This is a genomic window from Hyphomicrobium album (assembly GCF_009708035.1).
GTDB lineage: Bacteria > Pseudomonadota > Alphaproteobacteria > Rhizobiales > Hyphomicrobiaceae > Hyphomicrobium_A > Hyphomicrobium_A album.
In genome coordinates, this window is sequence record NZ_WMBQ01000001.1 from 202,799 (window position 1) to 217,568 (window position 14,770).

At 64.7% G+C, this 14,770-nt stretch carries 10 protein-coding genes; all 10 read right to left on the reverse strand.

Annotated features, from left to right (window positions below; genetic code table 11):
• Positions 1 to 15: 15 nt before the first annotated feature.
• The gene (locus tag GIW81_RS00865; RefSeq protein ID WP_154737469.1) at positions 16 to 4,479 is read right to left on the reverse strand and encodes a D-Ala-D-Ala carboxypeptidase family metallohydrolase; all 4,464 of its coding nucleotides are present in this window, start codon (positions 4,477 to 4,479) and stop codon (positions 16 to 18) included.
• An 11-nt stretch (positions 4,480 to 4,490) separates the two neighbouring features.
• Complete coding sequence (locus GIW81_RS00870; RefSeq protein ID WP_154737470.1) at positions 4,491 to 6,830, reverse strand: hypothetical protein; 2,340 nt, start codon at positions 6,828 to 6,830, stop codon at positions 4,491 to 4,493.
• Complete coding sequence (locus GIW81_RS00875; RefSeq protein WP_154737471.1) at positions 6,830 to 7,414, reverse strand: virion core protein, T7 gp14 family; 585 nt, start codon at positions 7,412 to 7,414, stop codon at positions 6,830 to 6,832. Before GIW81_RS00875 ends, GIW81_RS00870 begins: the two co-directional genes overlap by 1 nt.
• A complete protein-coding gene (locus GIW81_RS00880; RefSeq protein WP_154737472.1) occupies positions 7,363 to 7,824 on the reverse strand; it encodes a phage protein Gp13 family protein in 462 nt (153 codons plus the stop codon). The genes GIW81_RS00875 and GIW81_RS00880 overlap by 52 nt, the downstream gene beginning before the upstream one ends.
• Before the next feature lie 40 nt (positions 7,825 to 7,864).
• Positions 7,865 to 10,324: a phage nozzle protein gene (locus GIW81_RS00885; protein ID WP_154737473.1), complete on the reverse strand. Its 2,460-nt coding sequence runs from the start codon at positions 10,322 to 10,324 to the stop codon at positions 7,865 to 7,867.
• A complete protein-coding gene (locus GIW81_RS00890; RefSeq protein ID WP_154737474.1) occupies positions 10,321 to 10,896 on the reverse strand; it encodes a phage tail protein in 576 nt (191 codons plus the stop codon). Before GIW81_RS00890 ends, GIW81_RS00885 begins: the two co-directional genes overlap by 4 nt.
• A 70-nt stretch (positions 10,897 to 10,966) precedes the next feature.
• Entirely contained in the window at positions 10,967 to 11,944 is a 978-nt protein-coding gene (locus GIW81_RS00895) for a major capsid protein (protein ID WP_154737475.1), read from the reverse strand.
• A gap of 121 nt (positions 11,945 to 12,065) precedes the next feature.
• Positions 12,066 to 12,911: a capsid assembly protein gene (locus GIW81_RS00900; RefSeq protein ID WP_154737476.1), complete on the reverse strand. Its 846-nt coding sequence runs from the start codon at positions 12,909 to 12,911 to the stop codon at positions 12,066 to 12,068.
• A 36-nt stretch (positions 12,912 to 12,947) separates the two neighbouring features.
• A complete protein-coding gene (locus tag GIW81_RS00905) occupies positions 12,948 to 13,142 on the reverse strand; it encodes a hypothetical protein (RefSeq protein ID WP_154737477.1) in 195 nt (64 codons plus the stop codon).
• On the reverse strand, positions 13,139 to 14,701 hold the full coding sequence (locus tag GIW81_RS00910) for a portal protein (protein WP_154737478.1): 1,563 nt from the start codon (positions 14,699 to 14,701) through the stop codon (positions 13,139 to 13,141). The genes GIW81_RS00905 and GIW81_RS00910 overlap by 4 nt, the downstream gene beginning before the upstream one ends.
• Positions 14,702 to 14,770: the final 69 nt, after the last annotated feature.

Consider the following 14,770-nt stretch of genomic DNA (forward strand, 5'->3'; position numbering starts at 1 on the left):
GGCTCCTAGTTTTTGTTAGCGGGATTTTTCGGGGAGTTGCGAGCCAATGAGCCCGAGGCCGTACGACACCGGCAGCGTGTTCTTGAACGGCAGGACGTTGTAGAAACGCTTGAAGTCCTGCTCGCTGTACTCGATGTCGCTGCGCACAGCGGCTCGCGCCGTGTCGAAGGGGATGCGTGCGGCGGAGTTGAGGAAGTCCCACGTGGGGTTCTGCAGGAGGCCCGAAGGTCCTAGCCCCGACGTGCGCATCCCGAAGGGCGTGTCGTATCCGAAGTCGTACGCGAGGTTGTCGACAACGGTAGGCACTAGAGCGGACCAGCCCGCGCGCCCGAAGGCCGCTGCACCGATGCGCTCGACAGAGAGGCGCTCCTTACGGAACTTCTTGGGGTCCCGCTGAGCGAGGCTCTGCGCGTGCGTCTGGAGCATGTACGCGAGGCCTGCCGTCACGGAGGTCCCGAGGAACGCCGTGGTCGTCGTGGCGTCCCGCAGGTGGATACCGTGGAGGAGCTGCTTCGAGTGGGCCGCGAGGACGAACACACGGAACTGCGTCACGAGTTGCCAGAAGGGGCGGCTCATGAAGGCGGCGAGGTTGCCGGGGTCGTTCTCTTGGATGATGTGACGCCCAACGCGGTACATGACCTGTTCGAACGTCTCGCGGATCTCGGGGTCCCACTTGTCGAGGTTGAGCTGAGTGAGCTTCTTCGACGAGAGGGCGCCCCTCACCGTGACGGCGTGCTTGCGTAGCTCCGCGCTTATGCGGTCGGACGTGGGCTTGTCGAGGCCGTACGCCGCGAGGCGCCGCTCCGTCCAAGCGCCCTTGGCCCACGAAATATCCGAGAACTTCTGTGCGACCGCGCGCATCGTCCAGCGGTGGAGCACGGTGTTGACCATGTTCGCACCACTCAACTCGCCGATCGCCATTTTCCCGGCTTCCATGAGGCCGCTCATCTTCGCGAGCGTGGCGTCCTCATAGGGGTCGAGATAGTTGCCGAAGTCCTCGTAGCGGAACTCCGTGGAGCCCCGGAGCCGGTCGGTGCCCAAGCCCACGGCCGCCTCAAGCTCACGCGCGAGGTCATCGCCAAGCTCGCCCGTCTCGATGTTGCGCCAAAGCGCGCGGAAGGCGGGCATCCCGGTCAAGGCCGCACGAATGCCGACCGTCCCGAGGATGTTCCCCGTCTCCGCCACCTGTGCGAAGCCTAGCTGTCCCATGAGGCGCGTGAAGTTCACGTCCCTGAGGAAGCGGCCCCACTGACCGGCCGTCGAGGAGCGCTCGCGGAACAACTGCTTACCGAAGTCCCCAATGGGCGAGCCGGTGAGCATCGTGCCGACGTACGACAAGTTCTTGAGGTCGCGGTTGAGGTCCTTCTCGCCATACCCCGCGACTTCATCCGCAGACGCCTTGATGTGCTCAAGCCGCCGCTCGAAGGCCGCCACGGAGTTGTACCCCGCGCGTGCCATTGAGATTGCGCCGGAGAGGTTGCGCGAGTACTGACCGAAGAGGCGCTCCATGTTGTTCTCAAGGAAATCGTCGAAGCGCACCGTCTGCGCCACGCCGTTCTTGTCGACCACTTGAGCGCTGAAGGCCTCGTCGAAGAGCGCCCTCTGCTTCGCTCGCGCATAGCCGCCCTGGTCCGCCAGCTTCAGAGAGGCGAGGATCTTGTCCACGTCCTCCTCCGCCACGTCCGCCGTATCGTCGAGCGCACGGATGAGCTGCTCGCGGAGCCCTTCGAGGTCGTCGCCGGAGAGTGCCCGTGAGAGGTCGCTAGACGCGTCCGCCTGGTGCTCCCGGAGGCGCTTCCAAAAGAGCTTGCCGAACTTCTCGCTGAGGGCGATCTCATCGACGACTTGCGCCGGGTCGAGCTGGACCTTGCCCGCCTCAACATCCTTCGCCGCTTGGAACACCGGCCGCCGCGCCAACCACGCTTGCGCGAGGAAGCGCTCCATCTTCTCATCGCCGAACTGAGCACGGGCCTTCGCGATCTGGCGGCCAAGCCAAATGCGGGGCGCGTACTGCCGGTTGAACTTGATGTCCTCGAAGCCCTTCACCGGGGGCATCAGAACGCCGTCCTTCATGCCGGGGTCTTTGGCGTGCGCGAGGATGTCCTCGTACTGGTCCTGTATCTTCGTTGCTGCTGCGCGGGCGTGCTCGGAGACCTCTGCAGTCGGGTCCCGCGTGACGCGGGTGAGCTGCTGCATGAAGTCCTCGTACGCCTCCGCTCGCTGCTTCAGCGCGAAGCGTCCGATGCCCAGCTCAGCGCGGTACTTCTCCCAAGCCGGGCGCACGGCCCTATAGAAGCCGTTCATCTGCTTGCGGTGGAACCAGCTCTGATACTCGGTCGCCGAGAGGGTGTTGCGCTCGTGGCCAACACGCCCCACCGCGTCCTCCGCGAGGCCGTCCATTGTCTTCGCCGCGAGGGGATGCGCTGAGTTGAGCGTCGAGCCGGTGGCGTCGAAGCGTGCACCCCCAAGGGCGGACTTGGCGGCCGGGTTTGCGCGCGCCTCCGCGAGGGCCTCTGAGGCGTTCTGATTGAGGGGACGCTGCAGGCCGGGATTGACGGCCGCGCCCGCGCCCTTGTCACCGATGAACGCGTCCGGCGTCTTCTCCAGGTCCGCGCGCATCCGGTGCCCCGCCGCGGCGAGCGCTTCGTGCTCTGACCGGCTGAGGCCGCCGCGCCCGGCGTTGAAGAGGCCGCCGAGGATGAGACCGCCAGCCATCGCATAGGCCACGTCGCGACCGTCCGCTCCAGGCTTGTTCGCGTAGAGGAGACCAACTGCCGCGCCGCCGGAGACCACGCCACTCGTTGCGCCCCTCACTATACGCGCGTACCGGGCGCCCTTGGCGGCGAGGACGTACGGAGCCATTGCGCCCTCAGTGGCCAGCATGGCGGCGATTGCCACGGGGTCGAGGGTGGCGGCGATGAGGCGTGCCGCGAAGCCGCCCGCACCTGTTGCCGCGAGGCGCTGCTCGATCTGGTAAGCCTCGTCCGCCTTCTTCACGAAGTCGCGGGCGTGGGCCTCGGAGACCGTGGTCTGGATGCCGTCCCAATAGTCGAGCGGCAGGTGACGCATGTTCTCCTTGATCCAGTCGTCCGAGGCGGACCACTGCGGGTCATGCGTGAACGGAGTCGGCTTGCCACCCGCGAGGAGCCCCCACTCGGCACGCACTGAGTCGTATGCTGTCTGTGCGATGCCCGGAGCTGCAGCCGCCGCCTCGCGCTCTTGAGTCGCAATCTCCGCGGTGGTGTACGGAGCGGCCGGGATGCTGTCCTGTGCGGTGATGGTCGACGGGCCGGTGGGCGGAAGCTCGATGCCCGGAGGCTGCACCACGTCGGCGACCTTGGTGGGGTCGACGCCCGCGGCATGCTTCGGGTTCTCTGCTGCAGCGATCGCCGCGCCGGTTGGGCCTTGGCCGCGCCGGAAGTAGCTCTTCATCACCCCCGCGGCCCAATGGTTCGCCGGGAAGTTCGCGGCTTCGCCTTCACCACCCCACTTGAGGAAGTTCTTGCCCTTGCCGTCGCGGAACCAAGCGGCGCCGCTTTGGCGGGTGTCGACGTGGAGCATATCCGGGGAGTTGGCGTAGAAGCCGAAGGACGTGAAGCCGTTCTTCATGGCGAGGAGGAGCAGACGCTCGCGCGCATCCGGGGCCATACCCGTCATGTCGATGTCGAAGGCGTCTCCGTGGACGTGCCGCGATCCGCTCGCTCCGCCCACTCGCCGGTTGTGCGTCTCCGAGCGGTGCGCCGACGTAAGCGCGAAGGGCTCGCCGAACTCCTCGCGCGTGCGGTCCAGCGCAAGGGCCGCCTGCATGTTGAGGTCGAGCGGTGCCCCGTCCTTCGAGCGGAAGTGTTCCGGCTTGAAGTGGTGGAGCGGCCACTCGGCGCCTTCACGGAGGCGGGCCTTCGCGCCGTAGTCATTGAGGATCGGCTCCGTGGTGCCTGCCGTCTCGGGCGCCGTGGTGACAGCGTACGGGTCGAGCATCGGCGACACTTCGGACATTCGCGCCGCGGTCTTGTTCTTGAACCACGTCTTGAGCTGGCCAACCGTTTGGATGCCGTTCTTCCCCACCCAAGGGTTCGCGCGCCAAACCTTCTCGGGCCGCACCGCGCCGATCGGCGTGTCGTCAGTGGCCGCGAGGATCTGCGACGAGCCGCGGAGGCCGAACACGTGGGCTAGGTACAACTCGCCCGGCTCCGGGGACCGCCCCAGGTTCGCGCTGAGGCCGTCGTAGTTCCGCTTGATGCGGTCGACGCCAAGCACGACTTGCGTCTCCGGGTCGTACGTCTCGGGGGCACCAGGCCGGATGCCGTAGTCCTTCCAGTTGTCGTCAATGAACTGGAAGATGCCAAAGGCGGAGCTGGTGGAGGCACGGGAGAGGGGATTGAAGTTGCTCTCCTGCTTGGCCGTGGCGAGTGCGAAGTACGGGTCGAGCCCGCGCCGCTCCGCCTCCTCGGCGATGCGGTTCGTGATGGCGTTGGTCATGCGTCACCGGGTTACTCGGCCGCGTCATCCTCGAAGAGGTCGGTATCCTCGAAGCCGAACGCGCGCCGGATGAGGTTGTGAGGCGCCATGCTCTTCGGCGGTCTCCGCAACTCCTTCAGCTTCTCCTCAATGTTCCCCTCCTGCACATCCTTCTCGAACTGGAGGAGGTCGCGGATGGAGAACTGCGGGCTCAGCCCCGAGTTGCTCTCAATCGGGAAGCCCGTCACGGCGTCGATTACCGCCCACGTCCCCACGCCGTTCGTCATGGGGCGGATGCTAAGGGTCGACGGGTCGTGCTGGTCGCTCGCGTACCTCTGCAGGTAATCGAGGACGGTCTCTTCGAACTTCCGCGGCTGCAGCTTCACGGCCGCCATGTTCGCGTCCCAGCTCTCAATGTTGCGATCGGACGTGCGGAGCATGTAGCCGTTGATATTCGTGTACTGCTTGCGGACTGCCTCACCGGCCGCCTGAAGCGCCGCTTCCGGGTTGACGTTGCCGCGAACCAAAACACGCCCAAGCCGCCGTATGTCAGTGAGCATCTCTCCGTAGTTCTCGATGCCCTGCGCCCACGGCCAAATGGAACCGGCCTTTGCTAGCTCTGTCTCCACCTTGTCGTATGCAGGCTGGAATTGAACCTCGTCTTGCACGCCCTTCGTTGCGAGCGCCGCGGTGTGCAGCGCCTGCCGCTCGTCCTGCCGGAGCAGCGTGCGGGCCGTGCGATACGTCTGATAGAAGTCCTTCGCGCCCTGTGAGTTGAGGTGCCGCTCCAGGAGGCCGGGCGACTTCGCTTCGAGCTTCTCGTACAGCTCCACCGCCTGCAGCAGGTGGGGGGGAGCGGTGTTAGCAGCGGCGAGGGTGTCCGGCGCAGCGGAGCTGTAACCAGCATTGAGCACGTCGGCCCACTGCGGGTGCTTCACCGGGTTGCGCTTGAAGTAGTCCAACTCGCGGTCGAACTTCATTCCCGGAATGTCGGCGTTCTTGTTCTCGGGCTTCGCGGTCTCGGCCTGCGCCCACGCATCCAACTCGGCGAGCTTGTTCTCCACGCCGCGGTCGATGAGTTCCTGCCGCCCGTACGTCGCCGTCGAGCCGTCCGCTTTCGTGTACGTGGTGCGCTCGGGGATCGTGAGCAGCGTGCCCGCCTTCCCCGCGCCGTCGAGCATGTGGTTGACGCTCTGCTCGCTCGCTTGGGCGACCGCCTCAAGCTGCAGCTTCTCGGCGACCTTCGCGTTCTTCTCCCGCGCGGTCTGCAGCGCGTTGCGGTTCTGAATGAGGATGCCCTCGCGCTCCGCCTGAGAGAACACGTGAGAGTTCGCTTCGGTGAAGCCGATGAAGCGCTTCTCGTCGAGCGTGCCCGTCGAGGCCGCCTCCGTGAAGTCGACCTTGAGGGTGACGTTCAACTTCCGTTGGAGTTCCCCCGCCGTCTTCTGCGCCTGCTCGATCGTCTTCGACGCGATGTCTGCGTACTTGGCCGAGCCGCCGAGCGGTGGGGCACCGTCGCGTGCGCCGAGGAATATCTCCTTGACCAGCTCGACGCCGAGCGCCGGGTTGCCGGGGATGCCCTGGACCGCGATTGAGTTCGCCGCCACGGCCATTGCCTCATCGGTCTCGCCGGGCGTGAGCATGTGGATGCGACGCGTCTTGTCGAAGGCGTCCCGCATGTTGGCGTGGATCTTCGCCGGGTCGCGCTCGCCGCTGGACACGGAGCCAACGGCGGTGCCGTAGAGGTCCTTGTATGCGGCGTCGAGGTTCGCCTCCTTGGTGCGCTTCTCGGAGTATGCAGTCTGCTCGGCGATAAGCTGCTTGCGGAAGGCGTCCATCTGCTTGCGATAGCCGTAGAGCGCCGCCTCGGTTTTCGGAACACGCCGCTCTCCCTCACGCGCGACGCCAGCGAACCACGCGTCAACGTCGCCCGTATCTCGATCGAAGGCATTGCTCCCGCTCACAGAGGAGTCAGGCGTGACCGTGCTTTCGCCGAGATAACGCTTGCGAAGGTCCTCGAAGTCCTGCCGCGCAATGTCCTCGCCGTGACCCATGTCGAGCGCCATACGGTTGACGCCCTCCGGGATGTCACCAGAGTTGATGCGTGCGGTCAGCTCGGCGGTCTCGGTCTTGAGCCGAAGCCCAAGCGCCTCGCTCTCACCGGCCTCTTCATTGGCGGCGCGATACGACTCGCCGAGACGAGCCATTGCAGGGGACACATTGCGGAGGCTATCGGCGAGGCGGAGGAGGGCGGTCGGCTGTGCCGCGTCGGGGGCGAGGAGGGGTGCCTCAGGGCGGACGAACGTGTTGACCGCCTGCGCTGAAGCGCGGAGCCGCTGAGGCTCGGATTGGGCGGGACGCTTGATTGCCATTAGGAGGCAGTCCTCTTCGCTTTGGCGTTGTAGTAATTCCCATAGGCGTTGATGCCCGCGGTGCCGATGTCGACCGCCAGCCCCAGCGGACTAGGGCGTGACACGGGCTGTTGGATGTACGGTCGCGCCGATGCGATGGCGTCGAGCGCTTGCGCCCTATGGCCGGTCAGCTCCTGTTCCGTCTGCTGGTCGTCGAACGTGCGTTGCGTCTCTAGGTTGGACAACGCGAGGCCGCCCGCGCGCGCCACATCGGTGAGGATATTGTCGAGGCCGATTCCGCCGGTCGAGGCGCTCGCCAACACGCGGCCTTGCACCTGCCGCCGCTCCCGGTCGACGCGGGCGGTCTCATCCGCTCGGACGGTCGACTCCTGTCGCTGCTTGATGCGGAGCTGTGCGGCGTTCTCCACGAAGGCGTTGCGGGCTGACTCTGCGTTGGCGAAGCGGAAACGCTCCGTCTCTTGGAAGCGCTGGTTCTCAACTTGCTCTTGCTGCCTCGCTTGGCTGCTTTGCGCCTGGTAGTCGACCGCGGCGCCTATGGCGGAGGCGGCGAACGTGGCGATTGCGATTGATGCTGGATCACACATGGACGCGTCCTTACGAACTCGTAGAAGAGGTGGCCGTTGGCGGTGTGCTCGGAGAGGAGCGTGAAGCCGAGCGCCCGGAGCCACACGAGGTGCCCCAGGTTCCCGGCCCATATGACGTTCGTGAGGAGGGGCCACACCGCGTTGGCCCACTCCACCCATTGGCGGGCGACCTTGTGAAAGCGCACGCGATGGCGCCGCACGCGATCGGTCGTTAGCGCCCACACAACGCCGACCATCGGATCGTCTGTCGCGACCACCCCAAACATACCCATCGGGGCGCCGCCGTCCGTGTGGTCGAGCATCGTGAGGCACTGACCAGGGAGCTGCAGCGCGGCCCACAAGGCGGCCTTTGGAGACTTCCCTCCGGCGTCCAGCTCCGCACGGTCGGCGGTCGATAGGTTGGCCGCCACTATGTCAACGTCGCGCGGCAGCGCGTGCCGCCACCAAACGTCAAAGCCGTCGACTTGGGCTAGTGTAGTCCCCATCCCATTCGACGGAGAGGACGTGCATGGGAAGGTGTGAGTCGCTTTCAATGGCTACCTCAACCTCATCGTTCTTCGCCATGATGGGGACGCGAAACTGACCCGCACCAATTGGCGGACTTCCTATCGTCGCTTCCGGCGTGCCGATGGACCGCGGCGTAATCTGGTGCCGGAACGCCTCCCGTCCGCGCGGAGTGACGACAACCTCGAAGTACCCGGTGCGGTCATAGTGGAAGATCCAGAACTTCATCTGGAGCCGCCCGGTGCCGACAACCTCACGGCCGCCCCCTGCGCTCGCCTTGCGGAGGAACTGCGGGGAGAACACGTAGCGGGTCCGGTACTTCTCGCCGAGATAGAACTTCGCGTCCGACCAGTCGCCGAACACCTTGATCTCGTCCTCGTCGATTTCGACCGTCGTGGCCGTACCGCCCGGTGTCTTCGTGTGGTCGTCCGGGAAGCGAGCGACGACGACGAAGTTCTCAGAGAGGATGAAGGGGGCCGTGATGGTCGTGACGTTCGCGAGCGAGTCGTAATCGACGTCGCACGCCGCCTCCGTGATCTTGCGATCCAGGGCGAAGGCGTACGCCGAGTTCGGGTCGGTACGCTTGGGCGCCATTGAGAAGCGCTCCAGGTATACGCCGTCCACATGAGTCGCCACGAGATAGCACTCGTCGACAGTGAACTCCGCGTCGAGGATGCGCGCATCGGCGTCGTCGCCGTAGTAGTCAAAGCGGCTCCACGAGGAGAGCAACTTCTCGCGGCCCTGCCAGAAGTAGCGGTAAACGTAGAGCGACCGCGGGGTCTCATCGGTGAGCAGCGCGAGAGTGTTCTCGTTGACCGCGACCGTCTGCTTGCTCAGCCCGGCCGGGATGTAGGTAGGCACGTGGGCGGTAATCTCCTGGTCATCGCCCAAGCTACTGCCCGTCTCATCGTCGACAACATACTCTTGTATGCCTGTAGCGCCTTCGCGGCGGAGGGGCATGAACATGGTCTTACCGGCCCCGATGGGTCGCCCGCCGATCGCCCCCTCTAGCTCCGTAAGTGGAACAATCTCGCTCGTCTCGTTTGAGAGCACGTCGCCGTACTCCAACTCGAACTGCGTCTTAGACGAGAAGAAGAAGAGGCGCTTCTTGAAGGGGACCGCGTAGACCAGGACCGCCACCTTTGTGTGGCTCGCGGCCTTGTCGATTGGGTCGCCGTCAGTCAGCACCGTCGCGCTAGGCTGGAAGAAGCTGAAGATTTCGCCCGCGGCGGATAGTGAGGCGTTGCTAGCCGCGAGGAGCCCGAGGCGGTTACGGATGTTGAACACGTCATTGATGGTTCGCCCAACGAAGGACGGGGTGGGGGCCGTATCCTCATCGCCCGCACCTCGGCTCACCCAATCGACTTGCCGGAACGTGAACGTGCCGTCCTCCTCACGAACCAGGACGTGCGGCATGGTCTCAGGGTCGAGCGCCACCGGAATGCCCGGCTTCACCGACTCCACCCATGCGCCCAGCCCAATCGTGAGCGAGGGGTTGTCCGACTTGAATGTCACGAAATAGTTGTCGGCGGCCGTACCAGCGTCCCCGACGATCTCAACTTGGAAGCCATCCGGGGCTGCCGTGGGGAGGAAGCTGAGGGCCTTCGCTGTTTCCTTCGCGACGGAGATTTGCGTGTTGCCTCGGGAATCGAACGCCTCAATGGAGAACGCCGCGAGGTTGACGCGCTTGATCCAGATGACGGACTTCGCCACGGCGAAGGAGTAGTTCGCGTGGTTCGGGTGGTTCGCCTGCAGGTCAGCCTTGAGGCACTCCGCGATGAACTCCGAGGAGATAGCCACGGGGGAGCCCGAGCTGCCATCACCACCGGTCGGGCTAATGTGATTGGCCGCAGCGTACCCGTACGGCAGCGTTGCGCACGTAGCGGTATAACCGTCGAGCGTGACCTTGTAGTCCGTCGAGTAGTTGGCGACCGCCACGAAGACGAGCGCCTCGATACCGCGGGCATCGCTGACCGCGCCCTCCATCGCCACCTCAATCTCCTTGTTGACCACGAACGTATGGTCGATGAGCGTTGTGAGGCTGAGGGCGCGCTTCGAGACGGAGCACTGGAGGTAATCGGTGCCGTCCGGCGTGTTGACCGTCTTCTCGTCCCCGGTGAAGTCGAAGACGCGAATGGTCTCGCCGTAGATCAGGACCTTGTACCGTTCGGTGTCGTCGCGGTCGATCGTGTGGACTGCGGCCTCCGCCGCGACCTCCGGCGTAAGATCCTCGTCGAAGGGTGTTAGACGCGCGACGTGCGCTGTTGGTGGGCGTCGGCCGAGGCCCTCCAGGATGGAGGACGTTGCGCTAATCTGCTCCTCGCACTGCGACGCGAGGCGGAGCTTGGCGGCTTGCTGCGATACCCCGCCGACAAGATTGGGGATGCTGTCGCTAACGTACGTCAAGAGCCTCTCCGCAGAGTATGGGCCGGGCGATACGTGCCGCTCCCGTCAAGGAGGCTCCCGTACCCTTCCGAGCGAATGAAGTCGGCGCGCGCGCGCAGCTCGTCCTCTTCGCTGTACTTGGCCTCCGCGGCGGACTGCAGGGCGCTTTGGAAATCACGGGCGGCGCGTATCCCGATGTAGTTGCGGGCCGGTTCCGGTAGCTCTTCAAACATGAGGACGAACGTGATGGTCGCCTGCACGTCCTGCTCGAAGGTGTACCGGTGGTTCGTCTTGTCGTAGAGCCGGAGGCCGCGCTGCACGATGGCTAGCGTGGTGGGGTACGTTACGGCGACATTGAGCGTGTTCGTCGGGAGCGGGATCTCGTTGTCGCTATTCCGTGCGAGCGGGTAGTAGTCCTCGGTGTTGAAGTCCCACCGCTCACTTTGGACAGCCTTCGAAATCTGGTGCAGCTTCTTGCGCGCCGTGAGCACGTCAGGCGCGAGCGGTCCTTCAAGGGTGTTCACCGGAGACGAGCCGATCGTGCTGAGCATGACATTCACGGCGTCAAGTTCGGTGGTCAGGCTCTCATCCATGCGATTGTCCCAAACGACAAAAGGCCGCGCCCGTGATTGAGCGCGGCCCCTGGTGGTAGTGCGGTAGTGCTTACGGCAAGGCGAGTTCCACGGCGCTCTCCGGACGGAGGATACCGTGACCCATCGCGTACTTGCCGAGCAGCAACGTGCCCTGATACATGGCGTTGAAGTCGCCCTGCGGAGCCGTGGCCTGCGTCGACACTTCCTTCAGCTTGACCGTACCGGCAGCCGAGCGGTGCCAGCAGATGCCAGCCGTCTTCGTGAAGTCGCCGGTGTAGTCGTTCTGCTCGCCGTTCGTGCCCGAAGACACGTTGGTCGTCGGCAGGTAGTTGGACTTGACGATCGCGGTGTCTCCGATGAAGGGCACCTTGCCCTGCATGTAGAGACCGTGGCCGCCGAGCTGCGTGTTCTGGACCTTCTCGTCCTGCACGATGAGGTAATACTGCGCAGGCTTGAGACCGCAGTACCGCTCGCTCGGCGGGATGTCCTTCTCATCAAACACCTGGTTGGCGTTGAAGATCATGGACACGAGACGCGAGGAGACAGTCTTCGCGTCCGCATGCGTCAGAGCCGAGCCGCCGACAGCGCCGGAGATGGTCGCTGAAGCACGGGCCGCCTTGACGAGCACGCGAGCCACGTTGACATCGTAGCGGTTCGCGAGGGCCTCGCCGATCTGCTTGGAGTAAATCTGGCGAACGTCGAAGTGGTTCATCGCGTCTTCGAGGTCGTCGATGAACACGTCCGAGACCAAGAGGTGGTCGACGTTGATGAGACGCCGGTTCTGCTTGATCTTGTTGCTGCCGACGATCGGCACGCCCGGTTGGTGATAGGCGGCGGTCGCCTTCCACGTGGCCGGGAAGAACGCACCCTTGCCGGAGCTGATGGTGCGGACGTAATGCAGGTTACCGAAGACGTGCGTCTCGGCGAAGGCCGTGAGGACCTCGCCCGCAAAAATCTCCTGGAACTCTGCGAAGGCTTCGGGGTCGTACCAGTTCGTGGGGTCAACGGCGTTGACTACGCCCTGGCGTGAGATAGTGGCATTCACCATCCGTTTCGTTTCTCCTAGTGAGGAGGCGAACCGACGGATGCCCTAAGCGCGGTCCCCCGCGGGGGTGCGTAGGCCGTGCGTGTAGTGTCACCTTTGGGTGTGCGGGTGAAGGACCCGCGGCCTATGCGCGCCGAACGTGGCCGAACCGGTTGGACCGGACCACCTTCAGCTCAACATCCCTGGTGTAGTCGGCATCGCGGCCGTAGCGCACATCGCGCATAGCCGCCTGCATGTCCGCGGCGGTTGCGAACGTGTCGCCGCCCGTGTCCGCATCCTTGCCGCCCGCTACCGTCTGCTGACCTGTGGCCTTGCCGAGGTTGCGCGCCGGGAGCTTCCCGTTGGCGGCCTCGAAGCGCGACTTGAGGGACTGCGCAGCAAGGCGCATCGTAGCCGGATCGTTGGACGTGATGGCCTTGTCGAAGTCGGCGACCTCATCCTTCGTGTACGCGGAGGCGGCCCAAGCGGTCATCTGGTCGTACAACTCCTGGCCGCCCGCCACGTCGAAGGCGTACGTCTTCTTGTTCGCCTCTTGCTCGGCGAGCGCCACCTCCGCGACCTTCGCATTCTCGTCGGCGACGCCCTTGATGTACGCCTGCACAACCGACTTCGGGTAGCCCTTCGCGGCGAGCTTCTCGAAGGTGGCATCCGGGAGGGTGCCGTTCTTCTGGAAATACTCGTTGGCCGCGTGGGCGTTGACACCCGCGTCCTTCATGACGCCCGCGATCGCCTCGCCGTACGTCTCGCCAGCCCACGCGAGCTGCTCGTCGGAGGCTGCCGTGTCGATCGCCTTTGCGAGGTCATCGCCCTCCTCACCGGCCGCGGGCTTTACCTCAGCGGGTGCCACCTCGCCGGAGGGGTTCGGCTGTTGGTGCGTCGCGGCCTCGTCCCCCACTTCCTCCTGCGGGTTAGTGCCTGCAGCGGTAGCCGCCTCACGTGCCGCGGCGGCGTCGTCTCGATCCTGGTTCATAGTACCTCTTCGTGCTGAGGCCGCGCGCGGCGGCGGTTAGTTGTGAGTGGTCGTAATGCCCGTCTTCGGGTCAGTGACAGAACCCTTCTTGATGATGGGGTTCTGCGGGTCGAACTCTTGGGTGTCGGACCCGTCGACTCGTACCTCGGGGAGGTTGGCGATCTCGGGGTCAGTGTAGTGCGCCGGGGGATTGCCGAGCGCGGCGGGCTTCTCGGGGTTCTGCTTGCTCATTGTGGTGGTGCTCCTTTGGTGACTGCGTTGCCGACTAGCTTGAGCGCCTCGGGGCCGAGCTGAGACGCCATTGCCATTTGCTGTTGCCGCTGCTGCTCGGCCGCGACCTCCTCCTCCGATCGAATGAGATTGTTCGGGTCAATCTGGTCAGCCGTGGCGAGGCGCTTGAGCTGCTCGCTCGGGTTGACGTACAGCTTGTAGTCCTCCTCGCCGACCGTCTCGACTGCGGCTTTCGAGAAATCGAGGAGCTTCCGCTTGTCGCTCTGACGCCCGAGAGCGTCGTAGCCGGTGAGGATCGTCGGGCGAACGATGTCGCGTGGCATCTGCGGCATTTCCCGGTTCATCTCCATGAGGTGGAGTCGAGCGTTGACGAACGGCCGCTGGAACTCCTTGCTGAAGATCGTGTAGACACCGCCGAGCGCGTCATCCAATTGCTTCGCCATGAATTGGATTTCTTCCGCCGTCACGCGCTCACCGGGTCGTTGAATGCCGGTGTTCACGAGGAATGCGCGTTCAAGGCCACGCTCTATCCGCTCGATGAGCGTCATGCCCGTCGAGAAGTCGCGCGCCTTGTCGAGCTGGAATGTCGTGACATCAGCCGCGTTGCCGACCACCACCGCTCCGTTCGGCGCCTGGTCAACGTCTCGCACGCGGGTGATGCCGTTGGGGTTGACCATCGTGAGCACGCGCGCGGCGGCGGCCGTACCCTCCGTGATTGCCTTGTAGAGGTTCTCCAGCGCTTGCAGCGCGCCGTAGTGCTCCTCCGCGTATGACCGGCCATAGGCCTCGGAGTCCGCCGCGAAGAACCGCATGGGTATCCACGGGCAGCGGTCGACGGGGTACGCGCCCTCACTGCCGTCCACGCGCCTCCCGCACAACTCCTGATACAAATGCATCTGTTCGTTGCGGCGCTGGATGTGCGTGTAGACGCGAAGCGACTTCTTCCCGTAGCTGTCCTTGTGACGGCCGATGATGCCGCGCTCGGAGACATACTTGAGGAGGTCCTTGGGGAGCGTCTCGGGGGCGAGCGGATCTTCGACGACGATTTCCAAGAGGTTATCGCTTCCGTCGCGGACCACCACGAAGCGCTCAAGCGGGATTACGCGGGAGCCGTCGTCGTACAGGTTGATGAGGGCGTTGCCGCCAATGGTGCAGCGCTTGAAGCCGTCGAAGACTACCGCGCGATCGGCGCACGCCTCGATCTTGTCGACCGCGTTCCGCTCCTGCGCAGCAAGCGCCTGGTCGAGGTCCGCCTTGGCCTTCTCCTGTTGAGCCTGCCGGAGGGCCTCGTCGTTCGCTTTGAAGCGGAACATGGCCGCCTCGGGCGGCATCGTTGTGATGAGGAGCTTCGCTGAGAGATTGTTGACACAGAGCGAGCCGGTGCCTTGCCACGTCTTACGCAACTTGCCTGCAGGTACGCGACCGCCACCGTCCCCTGCCGACATATAGCGAGGGATCGTTAGGGCGGCGCACTCATCGTTGCGTGTGACGTATGGCTGGCGATCGGCCTTCAGCTCCGCGTACCGCTTCTCAGCGGGACCGGCTGTGTAGGAGGCCATGCCTATCCTTGGGGAATGGTGAGGTTGGACGCGCTCGACGGGAGGTTAAGGTCGATGCGCAGCGCATTG